General features: G+C 64.3%; 15 protein-coding genes. 10 read left to right on the top strand and 5 right to left on the bottom strand.

Annotation, left to right across the window (positions count from 1 at the left end; genetic code table 11):
• Positions 1 to 29 precede the first annotated feature (29 nt).
• The 5 genes from tgt to J3485_RS03565 all read left to right on the top strand — a co-directional run bounded on the left by tgt (position 30) and on the right by J3485_RS03565 (position 5364).
• Positions 30 to 1214, top strand: coding sequence for a tRNA guanosine(34) transglycosylase Tgt (gene tgt, locus J3485_RS03585; protein ID WP_206951199.1), 1185 nt, complete (start codon positions 30 to 32; stop codon positions 1212 to 1214).
• Between the two features lie 168 nt (positions 1215 to 1382).
• Positions 1383 to 1712: a preprotein translocase subunit YajC gene (gene yajC / locus J3485_RS03580; protein ID WP_206951198.1), complete on the top strand. Its 330-nt coding sequence runs from the start codon at positions 1383 to 1385 to the stop codon at positions 1710 to 1712.
• 125 nt (positions 1713 to 1837) lie between these two features.
• Complete coding sequence (gene secD / locus J3485_RS03575; RefSeq protein WP_206951197.1) at positions 1838 to 3874, top strand: protein translocase subunit SecD; 2037 nt, start codon at positions 1838 to 1840, stop codon at positions 3872 to 3874.
• Between the two features lie 29 nt (positions 3875 to 3903).
• Positions 3904 to 4854: a protein translocase subunit SecF gene (gene secF, locus J3485_RS03570; RefSeq protein ID WP_206951196.1), complete on the top strand. Its 951-nt coding sequence runs from the start codon at positions 3904 to 3906 to the stop codon at positions 4852 to 4854.
• A 264-nt stretch (positions 4855 to 5118) separates the two neighbouring features.
• Positions 5119 to 5364: a hypothetical protein gene (locus J3485_RS03565; RefSeq protein WP_206951195.1), complete on the top strand. Its 246-nt coding sequence runs from the start codon at positions 5119 to 5121 to the stop codon at positions 5362 to 5364.
• A 157-nt stretch (positions 5365 to 5521) separates the two neighbouring features.
• On the opposite strand, the gene J3485_RS03560 is transcribed toward J3485_RS03565, so the two are convergent.
• The 5 genes from J3485_RS03560 to J3485_RS03540 all read right to left on the bottom strand — a co-directional run bounded on the left by J3485_RS03560 (position 5522) and on the right by J3485_RS03540 (position 10531).
• Positions 5522 to 6670, bottom strand: a complete 1149-nt coding sequence (locus tag J3485_RS03560) for a DUF8189 domain-containing protein (RefSeq protein ID WP_206951194.1) — start codon at positions 6668 to 6670, stop codon at positions 5522 to 5524.
• Positions 6671 to 7092: 422 nt separating this feature from the next.
• Complete coding sequence (locus J3485_RS03555; protein WP_206951193.1) at positions 7093 to 8370, bottom strand: MFS transporter; 1278 nt, start codon at positions 8368 to 8370, stop codon at positions 7093 to 7095.
• Between the two features lie 269 nt (positions 8371 to 8639).
• Positions 8640 to 9221 carry a YceI family protein gene (locus tag J3485_RS03550; protein WP_206951192.1) on the bottom strand — a complete coding sequence of 194 codons (582 nt, stop codon included), beginning with the start codon at positions 9219 to 9221 and terminating at the stop codon, positions 8640 to 8642.
• Positions 9222 to 9303: 82 nt separating this feature from the next.
• The gene (locus tag J3485_RS03545; protein WP_206951191.1) at positions 9304 to 9870 is read right to left on the bottom strand and encodes a YceI family protein; all 567 of its coding nucleotides are present in this window, start codon (positions 9868 to 9870) and stop codon (positions 9304 to 9306) included.
• Positions 9871 to 9967: 97 nt separating this feature from the next.
• Positions 9968 to 10531 (bottom strand): cytochrome b, encoded by a 564-nt coding sequence (locus tag J3485_RS03540; protein ID WP_206951190.1) that lies wholly within the window; start codon positions 10529 to 10531, stop codon positions 9968 to 9970.
• A gap of 276 nt (positions 10532 to 10807) precedes the next feature.
• Here J3485_RS03540 and J3485_RS03535 point away from each other — a divergent pair, with 276 nt between their 5' ends.
• The 5 genes from J3485_RS03535 to J3485_RS03515 all read left to right on the top strand — a co-directional run bounded on the left by J3485_RS03535 (position 10808) and on the right by J3485_RS03515 (position 15968).
• Positions 10808 to 11491, top strand: coding sequence for a paraquat-inducible protein A (locus J3485_RS03535; protein ID WP_206951189.1), 684 nt, complete (start codon positions 10808 to 10810; stop codon positions 11489 to 11491).
• Positions 11488 to 12198 (top strand): paraquat-inducible protein A, encoded by a 711-nt coding sequence (locus J3485_RS03530; RefSeq protein ID WP_206951188.1) that lies wholly within the window; start codon positions 11488 to 11490, stop codon positions 12196 to 12198. Before J3485_RS03535 ends, J3485_RS03530 begins: the two co-directional genes overlap by 4 nt.
• On the top strand, positions 12191 to 13861 hold the full coding sequence (locus J3485_RS03525) for a PqiB family protein (protein ID WP_206951187.1): 1671 nt from the start codon (positions 12191 to 12193) through the stop codon (positions 13859 to 13861). The genes J3485_RS03530 and J3485_RS03525 overlap by 8 nt, the downstream gene beginning before the upstream one ends.
• Positions 13858 to 14574: a PqiC family protein gene (locus J3485_RS03520; protein ID WP_374192404.1), complete on the top strand. Its 717-nt coding sequence runs from the start codon at positions 13858 to 13860 to the stop codon at positions 14572 to 14574. The genes J3485_RS03525 and J3485_RS03520 overlap by 4 nt, the downstream gene beginning before the upstream one ends.
• A gap of 68 nt (positions 14575 to 14642) precedes the next feature.
• A complete protein-coding gene (locus tag J3485_RS03515; RefSeq protein WP_206951186.1) occupies positions 14643 to 15968 on the top strand; it encodes a THUMP domain-containing class I SAM-dependent RNA methyltransferase in 1326 nt (441 codons plus the stop codon).
• Positions 15969 to 16073: the final 105 nt, after the last annotated feature.

Here is a 16073-nt window from a genome sequence, read left to right as displayed (position 1 = left end):
TGTTCTCCGGTAGCACTTGGAGCCTATCGATGACCGAAGGTCATACAAACGATCAGCCGTCGTCCCCCGCAACGGGTCTGGACGGCCTCAAATTCGAACTCGTCAAGACCGACGGCCGCGCGCGCCGCGGCCGCTTGACGCTCAACCACGGCGTCGTCGAAACGCCGATCTTCATGCCGGTCGGCACGTACGGCACCGTCAAGGCGATCCAGCCGCGCGAGCTCGAGGAGATTCGCGCGCAAATCATCCTCGGCAACACGTTCCACCTCTGGCTGCGTCCCGGGCTCGAGACGGTTGCCGCGCACGGCGGACTGCACAGCTTCATGGGCTGGCGCCGGCCGATCTTGACCGATTCAGGCGGCTTCCAAGTGTTTTCGCTGGGCGACTTGCGCAAGATCACCGAAGACGGCGTGACGTTCGCCTCGCCCATCAACGGCGACAAGCTGTTCCTCTCGCCCGAAGTGTCGATGCAGATTCAGAAGGTGCTGAACTCGGACATCGTCATGCAGTTCGACGAATGCACGCCGTACGCGACCGACGACGTGCCGACGACGCACGAAGACGCCGCCGCCTCGATGCGCATGTCGCTGCGCTGGGCCAAGCGCTCGATCGACGAATTCGGCCGGCTCGGCAATCCGAACGCGCTGTTCGGCATCGTCCAAGGCGGCATGTACGGGGATTTGCGCGACGAATCGCTGGCCGGCCTCTCGGAACTCGGGTTCCACGGCCTGGCTATCGGCGGGCTGTCCGTCGGCGAGCCGAAAGAGGAAATGATGCGCGTGCTGGAGCACATCGGCCCGAAGCTGCCGGCCGACAAGCCGCATTACCTAATGGGCGTCGGCACGCCCGAGGATCTCGTCGCGGGCGTGGCCGCCGGCATCGACATGTTCGACTGCGTGATGCCCACGCGCAACGCGCGCAACGGCTGGCTGTTTACGCGATTCGGCGACGTCAAGATCCGCAACGCGACGCACAAGAACGCGCTGCGCCCGCTCGACGAGACCTGCGGCTGCTACACCTGCCGCCATTTCACGCGCGGTTATCTGCACCATTTGCACCGGGTCGGCGAAATTCTCGGCGCCCAACTCAATACGATTCACAATCTCCATTACTACCTCGAACTCATGAGCGAGATCCGCGAAGCGATCGAAACGGGCACGTTCGAGGCATTTCGTCGCCGTTTTCGAGACGAACGCGCGCGCGGTGTGGACTAGCGGCCGGCGCGCTGCGCGCGGGCGGAGCCGCGCCCGCGCTAGCGCACGCGGGGACGGCCGGCAATCGCTGTAACCGTGCAGCCGGCAAGTCCGGCGCAGGTGGTAAAATACGCGGCTATTTTTCGATCGCCTCAGATCGTTTCGATCGTCCTTTACGGAGAAACCAACGTGTCGCTGATTTCCAATGCATTCGGGCAAGGCGCAACCGGCGGCGGCGCCGAGTCGAGCCTGATGAGCTTTTTGCCGCTCATCCTCATGTTCGCGGTGCTGTACTTCATCATGATTCGCCCGCAGATGAAACGTCAGAAAGACCATCGCAACATGCTCTCCGCGATGGCCAAGGGCGATGAAGTCGTGACGAACGGCGGCGTCGTTGGCAAGGTGACGAAGGTCGGCGAAGCGTACGTCGGCATCGAAATCGCCGCGGGCACGGAAATCACCGTGCAAAAGGGTTCCGTCACGACGATTCTCCCGAAAGGCACGATCAAGTCGCTCTGACGCGGCACCGCCCTACAGTACCCGGCTCGAGGCGGCGCGACGCGCCTAGCACGTTACGCCGCACCGGGGCCGGTGAGGGAACGCCCCGCACCGCCCACACGCCAACCCACCCGTTCGGCTCCCCCATGAATCGCTACCCCCTTTGGAAATATGTCGTGATGGCCGTGGCACTCGCCATCGGCCTTCTGTACACATTGCCCAACTTCTACGGCGAAGCGCCGGCCGTGCAGGTGCTCAGCGGCAAGGCGACGGTCAAGCTCGACGAATCCACGCTCGCGCAGGTCGAATCCGCGCTCGCCGCCGATCAGATCAAGCCTGACGACGTCACGTTCGACAACGCCACGACCAACGCCAACATCCGCGTCCGCCTGAAAGACACCGACACGCAGTTGCACGCGAAGGATTTGCTGCAAAAGGCGCTGAACCCCGATCCGAACGATCCGCAATACGTCGTCGCGCTGAATCTGGAAAGCGCTTCGCCGCGCTGGCTCACGGCACTGCATGCGCTGCCGATGTACCTCGGGCTCGACCTGCGAGGCGGCGTCCACTTCCTGATGCAGATCGACATGGCGGGCGCGCTCAACAAGCGGCTCGACTCCGACGCATCGGATGCGCGCACGTTCTTGCGCGACAACGAGATCCGCGAAGGCGGCGTCAATCGCGTCGACCAAACGATCGTCATCGATTTCGCCGATCAGGCAACGGCCGATAACGCGCGCACGCAACTCACGCGCAACATCACCGAACTGCAATGGGCCACGCGGCAATCCACGACCGGCGGGGCGCAAGTCGTCGGCACGTTCGCGCCCGCGCAGTTGAGCGCGGTCGAGGAAGCAGCCGTCAAGCAGAACATGCAGACGCTGCACAACCGCGTGAACGAGCTCGGCGTGGCCGAACCCGTGATCCAGCAGCAAGGCGCCGACCGCATCGTCGTCGAGCTGCCCGGCGTGCAAGATACGGCCAAGGCGAAGGAAATCATCGGCCGCACCGCCACGCTCGAGGCGCGCTTGGCCGATCCGGTCAACACGCACCCCACGCCCGGCGAGGCCGTCCCGGCCGGCGACGAGCTCTTCACCGAAGGCAACCAAGCGCCGGTGCTGCTGCGCAAGCAAGTGATCTTTACGGGCGACAGCATCATCGACGCCTCGGCCGGCTTCGACGAACACCAGCGCCCGTCCGTCAACATCCGCCTGAACTCGGCGGCGGGCCGCGCCGTGGCCAGCGTCTCGCGCGACAACATCGGCAAGCCGATGGCGATGGTGCTGTTCGAAAAGGGCAAGGGCCAGGTGCTGACGGTCGCGACGATCCAGTCCGAACTCGGCGATCGCTTCCAGATCACGGGCCAGCCCACCCCGCAAGCGGCCGCCGATCTCGCGCTGCTGTTGCGCGCGGGCTCGCTGGCTGCGCCGATGGACATCATCGAAGAACGCACGATCGGCCCGAGCCTCGGGGCCGACAACATCAAGAAGGGCTTCGACTCGGTCGTCTACGGCTTCGCCGGGATCACCGTGTTCATGATCGCCTATTACCTGCTGTTCGGGCTCGTCTCGGTCATCGGCCTGTCGGTGAACCTGCTCTTGCTCGTGGCCGTGCTGTCGATGCTGCAGGCTACGCTGACGCTGCCCGGCATCGCGGCTATCGCGCTCGCGCTCGGTATGGCGATCGATGCGAACGTGCTGATCAACGAGCGCGTGCGTGAAGAACTACGCCACGGCGCGCCGCCGCAGCTCGCGATCCAGAACGGCTATGCGCATGCCTGGGCCACGATTCTCGACTCGAACGTCACGACGCTCATCGCCGGCCTGGCGCTGCTCGCCTTCGGCTCGGGCCCGGTGCGCGGCTTCGCCGTGGTGCACTGCATCGGCATCTTGACGTCGATGTTCTCGGCGGTGTTCTTCTCGCGCGGCATCGTCAACGCGTGGTACGGCGGCAAGAAGAAGCTCAAGTCGCTCGCGATCGGGCAGGTCTGGCGCCCGGCCGCGGCCGAGGCCGTGGCCTATCCGCAAGTCGGCAGCGACGTCGACGAGCACACCGACACGATGCGCACGGCCAAGACGGTCACCGCGCAAAAGGGCAAAGTCGGACCCAGCGGCGCGAAGCCGGTCCTGCGCAATCGCGCGCGCGAAGGCACCACCTCGCGCAAACCGGGCTCATCCCGCTAATCGGTTCGTCGGAACCCGGAGACAAGACCATGGAATTTTTCCGCATTCGCAAAGACATTCCGTTCATGCAACGCGCGTTGATCTTCAACGCGATCTCGTTCTTGACGTTTTTCGCCGCGGTGTTCTTCCTGATTCATCGCGGGCTGCATCTGTCGGTGGAGTTCACGGGCGGCACCGTCATCGAAGTGCAGTACCCGCAGACGGTACAGCTCGACCCGGTGCGCAAGACGCTCGATACGCTCGGCTACGGCGACGCGCAGGTGCAGACCTTCGGCACCTCGCGTGACGTGATGATTCGGCTGCCGCTGAAGCATGGCCTCTCGTCGTCGCAGCAAAGCGAGCAAGTCATGGCGGGGCTGAAGGCGCAAGACGCGGCCGCGCAATTGCAGCGCGTCGAGTTCGTCGGGCCGCAGGTGGGCAAGGAGCTCGCCACCAACGGCCTGCTCGCGCTCGCTTGCGTCGTCGCCGGCATCGTCATCTATCTGTCGTTCCGCTTCGAATGGAAGTACGCCATTGCCGGCATCATCGCGAACTTGCACGACGTCGTGATCATTCTCGGCTTTTTCGCATTCTTCCAATGGGAGTTCTCGTTGTCGGTGCTGGCGGCGGTGCTCGCGGTGCTCGGCTACTCGGTGAACGAATCGGTCGTTATCTTCGACCGGATTCGCGAAACGTTCCGCCGCGAACGCAGGATGACGGTGATGGAGGTCATCAACCACGCGATCACGAGCACGATGTCGCGCACGGTCATCACGCACGGCTGTACGCAGATGATGGTGCTGTCGATGTTCCTGTTCGGCGGCCCGACGCTGCACTACTTCGCGCTCGCGCTGACGATCGGCATCTGCTTCGGTATCTACTCGTCGGTGTTCGTCGCAGCGGCGCTGGCGATGTGGCTTGGCGTGAAGCGGGAGGATCTGCTCAAGGACAAAAAGCCGCGTCACGATCCGAGCGATCCGAACGCCGGCGCACAAGTTTGAGCGGGGCGTTGGCTTAGCTGTTAGCCCTGCTTCGAGCTTCACCGCTTCGAAAAACGGCGCGCATGCGGGTGGAACCGCGGCGCGCCGTTTTTGTTTGTGCGAACGACGGCTCGGTGCGGAGCCAGCGCGTATCAGAAATGAAACATTTTCTGCCGATACGCCCACCGTTGGGCCCGCGTTGGCCTGTCCACCCTGTTCAGGGGGTCATGGCGCGAAAATTGCATAGTCGCACCCTATTCATGCCGAATGACTTGGAAGTCCGCTATGAGCACAGAATTAGGGACCGTAACGCCGCTCCCGCCTCGAATGATCACGACGCCGACGCGGCAACAGCGCTCGAACGCAATCCGTTCGGCCGTCGATCAATTCGCCGCGCGCGTCGATCTCACGCCCGCACAACGGCATCTGCTCGGTCTCGTGATCGACGAAGCGATCGAAGCTGTCACGCCAAGACCGTCGACGCTCGCACCGGGCAACGCGTCGAACGAGACGATGCTCCCGCCCGCTTGACGCGGCGCGAGGCAACACGCAGTGCTTTGCGCCGCACCATGGCGGGCGGCGCAACCTCCCCAAAACGAGCGCTTCACCGCGGCTGACGCCCGAAACGCCGAATGAATGCGCGTTCGCGGGCGATCCGCCGTGCTGCTACCGCTCTGCCAGCGTGCCGCTACTGAGGCAGGTAGTTGATGAATGCGAGCGTGCCGTCCGCAACCAACATGAACAGGCCATCCATGCCGTTGTTGACCACGCCGACCATCTGGCCGGTGAACTGCGCATTCCCGGTGCCCACCGATTGGATGTTGTTGGACCAGAAGTTATTCGCCGTCATCGCCTCCGACACTAGATACACCTGACCGTTCGGCGTCGACCATGCCAAATTGGCGACGCCGCCGTTCGACACCATGACCGGCGCGGCATTCGAGATCGGATACTGCTCGGACGTGATGTTGTTGATCGGCCCCCATTGCGGGAAGCTCGGCGGCGCGCAGTAAACAAGCGGATTTTGGCCGACGCCGACGTTCGCGTTGTAACCGGCATAAGCGGCGTTCTGCAGATTGGTATCGAAATTCGCCGCTGGCCCGTTGGCGAATTGCGGCGGCGAATCGGGCGGGATCGTCGTGCCGACCACCGTGAACGGGCTCCATGAGTCGTAACCCCCGCCCGCGTACTGTGTCGACTGATACATATTGGGCTGATTGCCGATCAACACCGCTTGCAGACATCCCTTATTGGTCCCGCCCTGCAGCAGGAACACGGGGAACTCGGTCGGCATCGAATTGAAGCCGCTGCCGAGATGACTCCATGAAGACCATTGTGGGTTGCTGCCGACGGACGTTTCCCATGCATGCCACAGATTGCCGTTCGTATCGAGCGCGAATGCTTCGAGCCGCGCATTGGTGTTCTGCACGAGTTGGACGGGGCCGCTGAAGTTCGTGCCGGACGGGGCACCCGTGATCGCGACCCAGGGCGTGTAGATGCCCTGGAACGGGTTGATGTAGCTGATCTGGATCTGCCCGGATTGCATGCGGCCGATTACCCCGATCGAGCCGTTCTGCGACAGCGCCGCAGCGGGGCTGTACGTGAGCGTACCGCCCCACGTGGACCATTTGCCTTTCGTCCCGGTCGTATCGATCTGGCACATGCCGAGCCGGTTGTCGAAGTTACGCGTGAACGCGAACAGCGACCCCGAGTAGTAGACGGGTGTCGGTAGGCCGCGAAACTGCCCGCCGAGATTCGCCCAGTCCGTCGTGGGGCCGACGGACAGCTTCGAAAATTCTGTTTGTTGATAGTCACTCGCTGGCAGGGGTGTGGACATAGTAGCTCCTGATCTCCTTGGTAACGTGCGGCGTGCTTCAGCCTTCGTCTCGCCACACTACGCACGGTGGCGGGCGACGCACCGTCGCCCATGAAACGGCTGACACCAACGTGAACCAATTTCGTTTTGCTTTTCGTTTTGATCGAAATGCCGATTACGATTTTCGGCCGACGCGCTCGTCGATCGAAAACGTCACGTAACAGGCAACCCGGACGGCCCCGCGCTCAATGCAAGCGCGATCCGTACCGGGGCCGAATTGAGCTTAGTGCATGGGTTCGCGTGCGGAAGGCGCACCTATCTAGGTTGCTAGGTGCGGGGAGCTCGCCAAGGAGAGGGGATGCGACGGCTGAGAAAAGACGAAAGACGGGGGCAGTGGCCGGCGGGAATGGATGAGGCGCGCTAAGCGCGCGCCTGCCTACGCATCACTTGAACCCAAGCACCCTACGCGACGCGACGAGCGCAACAAAGCTCACCAGCGCCGCGAACATCAAGTAAAAGCTCGGCGCGACCTTCTCGCCCGTCTCGCGAATGAGCCACGCGATGATGAACGGCCCGAAGCCGCCGAAGATCGTCACGGCGATGTTGTAGGCGAGAGACATCCCCGTGGTGCGCGTCGCGACGGGGAAAATCTCCGACAGCAAGCCCGGCAGCGCTGCGAAATACCCGGTCACGATAAGGCCCATCGCCACTTGCACGGCGAACAGCGTACCGGCACTCGGGGCCGCGACGAGCCAAGCGAAAGCCGGGTAGATGAACACGAGCATCAGCGCCGCTGACACGAGCATGATGCCCGTGCGGCCGATCTTGTCGGAAACGTGGCCGACGAACGGCGATCCGATCATTTGAATCACGCCCGTCAATACCACGGCCGAAAACGCGACGGAAGGCGGCAGCCCCAACTGCTTCACACCATAGGTCGGCATGAACAGCACGAGGTAAGTCGCCACCGTGCCGAGCACGACGATCCCGATTGCAATCAAGAGCCGCGCCTTATGGGTGGCGAACGTGTCGCGCAGCGGCGACGTCGTCGTTTCGGCGGCGAGGAATTCGGGGGTCTCGTCGACACTCGAGCGAATGTAATAGGCGATCGGCCCGAGCAGTAGACCGAACAAGAACGGCACACGCCAGCCCCAGGACATCAATTGCTCGTGCGTGAGCGTACCCGTCAGCACCGTGCCGAACACCGCCGCCAGAACGGTCGTGAGCCCTTGGCTCGCAACCTGCCAACTCGCGAAGAAGCCGCGCCGCTGCGGCACGTGCTCGGCGAGGAATGCGGTGGCGCTGCCGAATTCGCCGCCGGCCGAAAAGCCTTGCATCAGCCGCGCCAAAACGAGGATCAACGGCGCCGCGATGCCGATCGTCTCGTAGGTGGGCAGCACGACGATGATGCCCGTGCCGACCATCATCAAGAGAATCGACAGGGTGAGGGCCGACTTGCGGCCGACGCGGTCGGCATAGGCGCCGATTACGATCGCGCCCAGCGGACGCATGAAGAACGAGACGCCGAACGTACCGAGCGCGAGCAAGAGGGAAACGGTGTCGTTGCCGGCAGGGAAGAACAGCTTGGCGATCACGACGGCGAAGAAGCCGTAGACGACCAAATCGAACCACTCGAGCGCGTTGCCGATCGAGGTGGCCAGGACCGCGCGCCAAACATGGCCGCGGGAAGTCATCGATGCTGCCGCCAACGTGTCACTCATGCCAGTCTCCTGCGGTTTGCCGAAGAATCATCGACGAGGGCACCCGTTCATCGCGGGCACCTGCGAAATTAGATGTGCACGCAACCAAATACGGCCGGCTTGGCCGGCTGGCGCCCAGTATGGCCCGCAAAAATGACACGCGCAACGCGCACATTCCCACTGGACGAAAAAAACCGCCCGAAGCGAAACGCTTGCGGGCGGTTTTTCCGATGCAGCGGAGGGCTACGAAGCCACGAGGCCGCGTAGCGCGGCCGACAGCAGCGAAGCGCTTACTGCTTGATCCCTTCGGCTTGAATCTCGAGCTTCGTGTCCATGTTGAAGCCGTAGCTCTTGCCGAAGTCGAGGCCGAACTCGTCACGCTTGAAATCGGCGCGCGCCTCGACGCCGCAGACTTCACGCTTGAGCATCGGATTCATCATGCACTTGAACGATTTGATCGTCAGGTTGACGGGCTTGGTCACGCCATGCAAAGTCAACGTGCCGATCACTTCGACGGGCTTGTCGCCGTCGAACTTGATTTCCGTGCCCTTGTAGCTGGCGGTCGGATATTTGGCGACGTCGAAGAACCCCGGCGTTTGCAGGTGTTCGTTGAGCTCCGCGTTGCCCGTATCGATCGAAGCCGGATCGATCGATACGTCGACCGAGCCCGTCTTGGTCTCGCGATCGAGCGTGACGGTGCCCGTCGTCTTCGTGAACTTGCCGCGCCAAATCGACAAGCCGCCGAAGTGATCGGCCGCGAAGCTCGGGTAGGTATGGTTAGGATCGAGCTGATACGTGGCAGCGGATGCCGGCGTCAGCGAAACGATCGATGCGGCGGCAATCGCCGCGGCGATGAGGGTGCGAGTCTTCAATGGATTCTCCTTGTCGGAAGCCGCCCTGGCGAGCGGCGGTCAAACGATGACGACGCAAGCCTGAAACGTCGATGTCTCCGGCTTACGACTTTTTCGGTACGACGATATGGAACTTGATCGTGACTTCATCCGCTACCGTCGACGTGTCCTTCCATTCGCCGGTGCCGATGTCGAACTTCAAGCGGCTGATGGGCAACGCGCCGTCGAACGTCTGCGCGCCGGCTTGCTGGCCGACCGTCATCGGGAACGTAACGGGCTGCGCCTTGCCTTTGATCGTCAACGTGCCCGTCACGTTGTACTTGCCGCCGCCCGCGGGCGTGATCGCCGACGACACGAACGTGGCCTTCGGGTAGGTCTTGGTGTCGAACCACTCCTTGCCGCGCACTTGTTCGTTGTAGCTGTCGTCGCCGAGGTCGTAGCTGCCGACGTCGACGGTGAGCTGCGCGCTGCTGGCGGACGGCTTGGACGGATCGAAGCTCACCTTCGCATCGAACTTCTTGAACGTGCCCTCGACCGGCACGTTCATTTGCTTCGACGTGGCGGTCACCGTGCTTTTCGCCGCATCGACTTGCGCGAAGGCAATGCCCGAGGCTGCCAGCGACGCGGCCGCGAAGGCGGCGATCATGTAGCGGTAAAACGAAGCTTTCATTTTCATCCTTGCTGGTTGGCGTCTTTCACTTCACTTTTCTTGTAATCGGCTCGATTCGGCTCTTTTTCAACTTCTTTTCGCTTCACTTTATTTCATTTCATTTCAAAAACGGGATCATGCGGGCGAGCAAGCCGTCGCGGTCGACCCATTGATGCTTGAGCGCGGCAGCCACATGGGCCACCACGAGCGCCGCCAATCCGCAATTGAGCAGAAGATGCGCCGTTTTGAAGATCGCTTTCAGCGTTGGATCTGGAGCGATCAGCCGGGGCAGCGGCACGATGCCAAGATAGACGACGGGCACGTTCGCGGCCGAGCTGAACAGGTAGCCCGTGATCGGAATCGCGATCATCAGCGCGTACAGGAGCACGTGAACGAGGTGCGCGCCGGCGCGCTGCCAAGCGGGCATCCCGGACGGCAGCGGCGGCGCGCGGTGCGTCGCGCGCCAGAGGATGCGCAGCGCCGCCAGCGCGAATACGGTCACGCCCATCCATTTGTGCCACGAGAAATAGCGCAGCTTCGTGGGCGTGAAGCCGTGAATGCTCGTCATCACCCAGCCCAGCGTAAAGCCGCAAATCATCAACGCGGCGATGAGCCAATGCAGGCCGATGGCGGTGGGCGTGTAAGCCTCGTCATGAGCGGTAAACAAGTCGCGATGTGTCATTGCCGTGCTACGAAAATGGATCGTCGCCATGCTACCCCAAGCCGCAATTTCATGCGGAGCCGCTATCGGCAAGCCGAACATAGGCCGGCCCACCCGACGTGGCGCGAAAGTTGCCCCATCGAGCAGGCGTCCGTTCGCGTGCGTCCCCTTTTTCCCGCATCGACCGACAAGTGATGAGCACCCCATTTGGTAAGATGGGCGCGGGTTTGCGGGGGATCAGCGCCTCATGGCACGCCCGCCCGACGCCTCCGGTCCATGAAGTCCACGCTAACGCTTATGAACGGAAATGACCTGATTGCTTGTCACGACTGCGACACACTGTTGCGAAAACCGCGCGTCTGCACGAAAGGCAGCGCGCGATGCCCGCGCTGCGGTGCGATGCTCTATCGTCCGAGCGCCGTTCAACTCGAGCGGATCAGCGCGCTCACGCTGGCCGCCCTGTTCACGTTTCTCATCGCCCAAGCCTTTCCGATCGTCGAACTCGACCTGAACGGCGTGACCTCGCAAACGACGCTGATCGGAGCGCTCGTCGCGCTCTGGAGCGAGGGCATGGAACTCGTCGCGATCGCCGTCTTCTGCTCGACGATCCTGTTTCCGCTCGTCGAACTCACCGCCCTGCTCTACGTGCTCGTGCCGATCCGCGCAGGCGTGGTGCCGCCGGGCTTCAACCTCGTGCTGCGGGCCATCCAATTCGTGCGGCCCTGGGGCATGATCGAGGTACTGATGCTCGGCATCCTCGTTACGATCGTCAAAATGACGAGCCTCGCCCGCGTCGTTCCCGAAGCCGCGCTGTTCGCCTTCGGCGCGTTGACGCTGATGCTGGCCGTCGTCGTCCTGTTCGATCCGCGCGCGCTTTGGGACATCGCCGACGTAATCGGCGCACGGCGCACGCGCGGCGCGGCAACGCCTCGAGCCGCTGCGATCGCATCGAATCGCGGCACGAGCACGCAAGCCCGATGACGACGAAATACCTCACCGCCGCCCATGCGGGCATGATTGCCTGCCACGCCTGCGGGCACGTTCAAGCGCGTACCGCGGCGGGACAGGCGCAGAAGCAGGGACAGCCCCAGCGCGCGAGCGGCACGGCGACGGCGGCGCGGCAGCAACGCTGCGGCCGCTGCGGCGCGGCGCTTCATCTACGCCATCCCGACAGCATTTCGCGTACGTGGGCGCTTCTGATTGCGGCGGCGATTCTCTATATCCCCGCCAACTTACTGCCGGTGCTGCACACCACTTCGCTGTTCGGCAACGAGGACGACACCATCATGAGCGGTGTCGTTTATTTCTGGGTATCGGGCGACTGGCCGCTCGCCGTGATCGTCTTCGTCGCCAGCATCCTCGTGCCGATGCTCAAGCTGACCGTGCTTGCCCTGCTCGCCTGGACGACGCAGCGCCGCTCCGCCTGGCGGCCGCACGAGCGCACCAAGCTCTATCGCATCGTCGAGCGCATCGGCAGGTGGTCGATGCTCGACGTGTTCGTCGTGACGCTGACTGTCGCGCTCGTGCGCTTCAAGTCGCTTGCCGTCATCACGGCGGGCTGGGGCGCCCTCGCCTTCGCCGCCGTCGTCGTGCTCACGATGGCGGCGTCCCTTCAATTCGATCCGCGCCTGATCTGGGACTGCGCGGATGCCCGCAGCCCACACGCTTCTGGACGAGACCATGACTAGCCCGCAAGGACAGCCCCCCTCCCCGAACGGCGGCCCTCCGCAGGGCCCCGAGTTGCCGCCGGAATTGCAGCCGGACCTGCCCGAACCCATCACCACGCCGCGCAGCGGCTGGCTGCCGTCGCTCGTCTGGCTCGTGCCGCTCATCGCCGCGCTCGTCGGCATCGCGCTCGTCGCGAAGTCCGTCATCGACCGCGGCCCCATGATCACGCTCAGCTTCTCCACGGCGGAAGGCCTCGAGCCCGGCAAGACGAAGGTAAAGTACAAGGACGTCGATATCGGCTCGGTCAAGACCATCCGGCTTTCGCACGATCACTCGCGCGTGCTCGTCTCGGTTCAGCTCACGAAGGAAGCCGCCGATTTCGCCGTCGAGGACACACGCTTTTGGATCGTGCGTCCGCGCATCGGCACGACCGGCATCACGGGGCTCGGCACATTGCTGTCGGGCGCCTATATCGGCGCCGACGCGGGCCGCTCGCACGAAACCCAGACCGATTTCGTCGGGCTCGAGAAACCGCCGGCCGTCACGGGCGACCAGAAAGGGCGCCGCTTTTCGCTGCACGGCGCCTCGCTCGGCTCGATCGACATCGGTTCGCCCATCTACTACCGGCGCGTGCAGGTGGGACAAGTCGTCGGGTTTTCGCTCGATCGCGATGGTACCGGCGTGTCGATCGACGTCTTCATCGATGCCCCCTACGACCAGTACGTCGGCACCAATTCGCGCTGGTGGCATGCAAGCGGCGTCGATCTGCGCCTCGACTCGAACGGGCTGAAGCTGAACACGCAATCGCTCGCGACGGTCATCATCGGCGGGCTCGCGTTCCAATCTCCGCCCGGCGAGAGCGTCGGCGCCGAAGCGCCCGACAACACGGTATTCACGTTGGCGGGGAACGAGAGCGACGCGATGCGCGCACCCGACGGCCCGCCGCTCGTCGTCGTCATGAACTTCGATCAATCCCTGCGCGGGCTGTCGGTCGGAGCAACGGTCGATTTCCGCGGCATCGAGCTCGGCGAAGTCACGGCCATCGGCATTCAGTACGACCCGAAAGCACGCGACTTCACGATGCCGGTCACGATGAACCTCTACCCCGATCGCCTCGGCCAGCGATTCCGCGAATCGATCGAGCACGGCGGCCAAGCGGCGGGCAAACAGTTGCTGCGCACGCTCGTCGTGCACGGGCTGCGCGGCCAGTTGCGCACGGGCAATCTGCTGACCAACCAGCTCTACGTCGCCCTCGACATGTTCCCGAAGGCCGCGCCGGTCTCGTTCGACGTCAACCGCGCGCCGCTCGAGTTGCCGACCGTGCCGAACACGCTCGACGAGCTGCAGGTGCAAGTGGCCGATATCGCGCGCAAGCTCGATCAGATTCCGTTCGACCAGATCAGCAAGAATCTGAACGGCACGCTCGTCAACGCGAACGCGCTGTTCAAGCAGCTCGACACGCAGCTCGCGCCGCAGGCGCGCGAGACGCTGGCCGCCGCGCAGCGCACGTTCGGCGCGGCGCAATCGACGTTGCAGCAGGATTCGCCGCTGCAATCGGACATGCATCAGGCGCTGACCCAGCTCACGCAGACGTTGCAAACGCTCAACGCACTCGCCGATTATCTCGAGCGCCATCCCGAATCGCTCTTGCGCGGCAAAGCCAAGGACCAGACCCAGCCATGAAGCGTGATCAACTCGCCCTGCGTGCTCGCCCGCTCGCCATGTTCGCCGCCCGTGCCGCGCTGACCGGCGCCGCGCTGATCGGCGCCGTGTTCTTGTCGGGCTGCGCCTCGTCGCCGCCGAGCCGCTTCTATACGCTCGGCGGGGGCGGCAACGCCGCCGGCCCCGCGGCCGGCGCGACGGCAACGCCCGCATTCCTGATCGAGGTGCCGACGGTCGAGGTGCCGGCACAGGTTGCGCGCAATCAACTCGTCGTGCAGGACGACGCGACGCGGGTAACCGTGCTCGAACAGGAGCGCTGGGCGTCGCCGCCGGCCGATGAGTTGCGGCGCGCGCTGTCGGGCGACCTCGCGGCGAGACTCGACACGTTCGACGTCTTCGGCTCGCCGCGGCCCGAAAACGTGCCCGTCTATCGCATCGCCGTGAACGTGCGTCGCTTCGAGTCATGGCCGGGGTCGCGCGCCGTGCTCGATACGGTGTGGAGCGTGCACTCGCTGCGCACGCAGGCGGTGGTGACGTGCAGGACCGTGCAGACCGAAACCGTCGCCCCGGGCTACGACGCGCTCGTCGCCGGGCATCGGCGCACCGTCGGCGAGCTGGCCGATTCGATCGCGTCCGTCGTGCGCGCGCTGGCCTCCGGTGCCAGCGCGCCGGCGACGAACGCCGGCGACTGCGCGGTAGGCAGATCGGAACCGGCGGTCGCAGGCGCGTCGTGAAAGCCAACACCCGAAGATAGCGCCGGCGCCCGCGTACAATGACGCCTTTGCACGCTCGGTTTTCGTCCATGTCTTCGCCCACGCCGTTCGATTTTTTTGCCCCTTGCCCGCGCGGGCTCGAAGCCGCGCTCGCCGCCGAGTTCGCGGAAATCGCCGAGCGCTTGCCCAGCGTAGCCGGCGCGCCACCATTCGAGGTAGGCGCGCAGGTGCCGGGCGGCGTGCATTTTCGGGGTGGATGGGCAGCGGGCATGGCGGCGAATCTGCACTCGCGGATCGCTAGCCGCGTTCTCTTGAAGATCGCGGAGCGCCCCTACCGCGGCGAACAGGACATTTATGCACTGGCAGCCGAACAACAGTGGGAACGCTGGTTTTCGGCGAACGAGACGCTGCGCGTCGATCTCACGGCGATCAAATCGCCGCTGCGCAGTCTCGAGTTCGCGACGCTGCGCGTGAAAGACGCCGTCTGCGATCGGCTGCGCAGCGTAAGCGGTGCGCGCCCGAGCGTCGACACGGCGCAGCCCGACGTGCGGGTGTTCGCGTTCCTCACCGCCACGGTTTGCACGCTCTACCTCGACACCTCGGGCGAGCCGCTCTTCAAGCGCGGCTGGCGACTCGACAAAGGCGCCGCGCCGCTGCGCGAAAACCTCGCCGCGGGCATCCTGCGTCTGACCGGATGGACGCCCGGCACGCCGCTTTACGATCCGATGTGCGGCAGCGGCACGTTCGTCGCCGAAGCTGCGCAGATCGCACGCGGCGTTGCACCCGGCGTCGAGCGCCGTTTCGGCTTCGAAAAGCTCAAGCAGTACGACGTCTCGGTCTGGCAGTCGATGAAGGTCGCCGCGCTCGATGCCAAGCGCGAAGCCGGCGCGAGGAAAGTCGATCTGCCGATCTTCGCCAGCGACATTTCGGGCGACATGCTGGAGAAGGCGCGCGCGAACCTCGCACGCGCGGGCGTGCCGTCGCTCTGGCTCAAGCAGCTCGACGCGCGCGCGATCGTCCCGCCGAGTGAGCAGCCGGGCATCATCATCGCCAACCCGCCCTACGGTGAGCGCATCGAGGTGCGCGGCCGCGGCCCGCGCGGCGACGTGCGCGAGCCGCGCCACGCAAGCCGCGAGGCCGGCAGCGAAGCGTTCAACCGTGCGCAGCCCGATTGCGCCGACGGCGAATTCTTCCGGGCCTTCGGCGACGCACTCAAGCAGCGCTTTGCCGGTTGGCGGGCGTTCGTGCTGACGTCCGACCGCTCGCTGCCGGGGCAAATGCGGCTGCGCGAGTCCACCAAGACGCCGCTATTCAATGGCGCGCTCGAATGCCGGCTGTTCCGTTTCGATCTGGTCTCGGGCAGCGTGAAGTCGCGGCCGCAATCGCAAGACGGCGGAGCCGGCGCAGGCCAGTAACGTCATCCGCCCCGGCGGCGAACACGCCGGCGGCCGGCAGTCTCCACGAAAAGAGGGACAAGCTGCTGACAGAACGGTGTCAGCAGTACTGTCGCAGACTCTCTC

Origin of the sequence: Trinickia acidisoli, assembly GCF_017315725.1 — a bacterium.
Lineage (GTDB): Bacteria > Pseudomonadota > Gammaproteobacteria > Burkholderiales > Burkholderiaceae > Trinickia > Trinickia acidisoli.
Note: the sequence above shows the minus strand (reverse complement) of the source record. Positions and strands in the feature narration are given on the sequence as shown.

What these genes read in the sequence shown, in the direction of transcription:
- tgt (WP_206951199.1), top strand. Translation starts at nt 30, where the DNA reads ATGACCGAAGGTCATACAAACGATCAGCCGTCGTCCCCCGCAACGGGT.
- secD (WP_206951197.1), top strand. Translation starts at nt 1,838, where the DNA reads ATGAATCGCTACCCCCTTTGGAAATATGTCGTGATGGCCGTGGCACTC.
- secF (WP_206951196.1), top strand. Translation starts at nt 3,904, where the DNA reads ATGGAATTTTTCCGCATTCGCAAAGACATTCCGTTCATGCAACGCGCG.
- J3485_RS03565 (WP_206951195.1), top strand. Translation starts at nt 5,119, where the DNA reads ATGAGCACAGAATTAGGGACCGTAACGCCGCTCCCGCCTCGAATGATC.
- J3485_RS03560 (WP_206951194.1), bottom strand. Translation starts at nt 6,670, where the DNA reads ATGTCCACACCCCTGCCAGCGAGTGACTATCAACAAACAGAATTTTCG.
- J3485_RS03555 (WP_206951193.1), bottom strand. Translation starts at nt 8,370, where the DNA reads ATGAGTGACACGTTGGCGGCAGCATCGATGACTTCCCGCGGCCATGTT.
- J3485_RS03545 (WP_206951191.1), bottom strand. Translation starts at nt 9,870, where the DNA reads ATGAAAGCTTCGTTTTACCGCTACATGATCGCCGCCTTCGCGGCCGCG.
- J3485_RS03540 (WP_206951190.1), bottom strand. Translation starts at nt 10,531, where the DNA reads ATGACACATCGCGACTTGTTTACCGCTCATGACGAGGCTTACACGCCC.
- J3485_RS03535 (WP_206951189.1), top strand. Translation starts at nt 10,808, where the DNA reads ATGAACGGAAATGACCTGATTGCTTGTCACGACTGCGACACACTGTTG.
- J3485_RS03530 (WP_206951188.1), top strand. Translation starts at nt 11,488, where the DNA reads ATGACGACGAAATACCTCACCGCCGCCCATGCGGGCATGATTGCCTGC.
- J3485_RS03525 (WP_206951187.1), top strand. Translation starts at nt 12,191, where the DNA reads ATGACTAGCCCGCAAGGACAGCCCCCCTCCCCGAACGGCGGCCCTCCG.
- J3485_RS03520 (WP_374192404.1), top strand. Translation starts at nt 13,858, where the DNA reads ATGAAGCGTGATCAACTCGCCCTGCGTGCTCGCCCGCTCGCCATGTTC.
- J3485_RS03515 (WP_206951186.1), top strand. Translation starts at nt 14,643, where the DNA reads ATGTCTTCGCCCACGCCGTTCGATTTTTTTGCCCCTTGCCCGCGCGGG.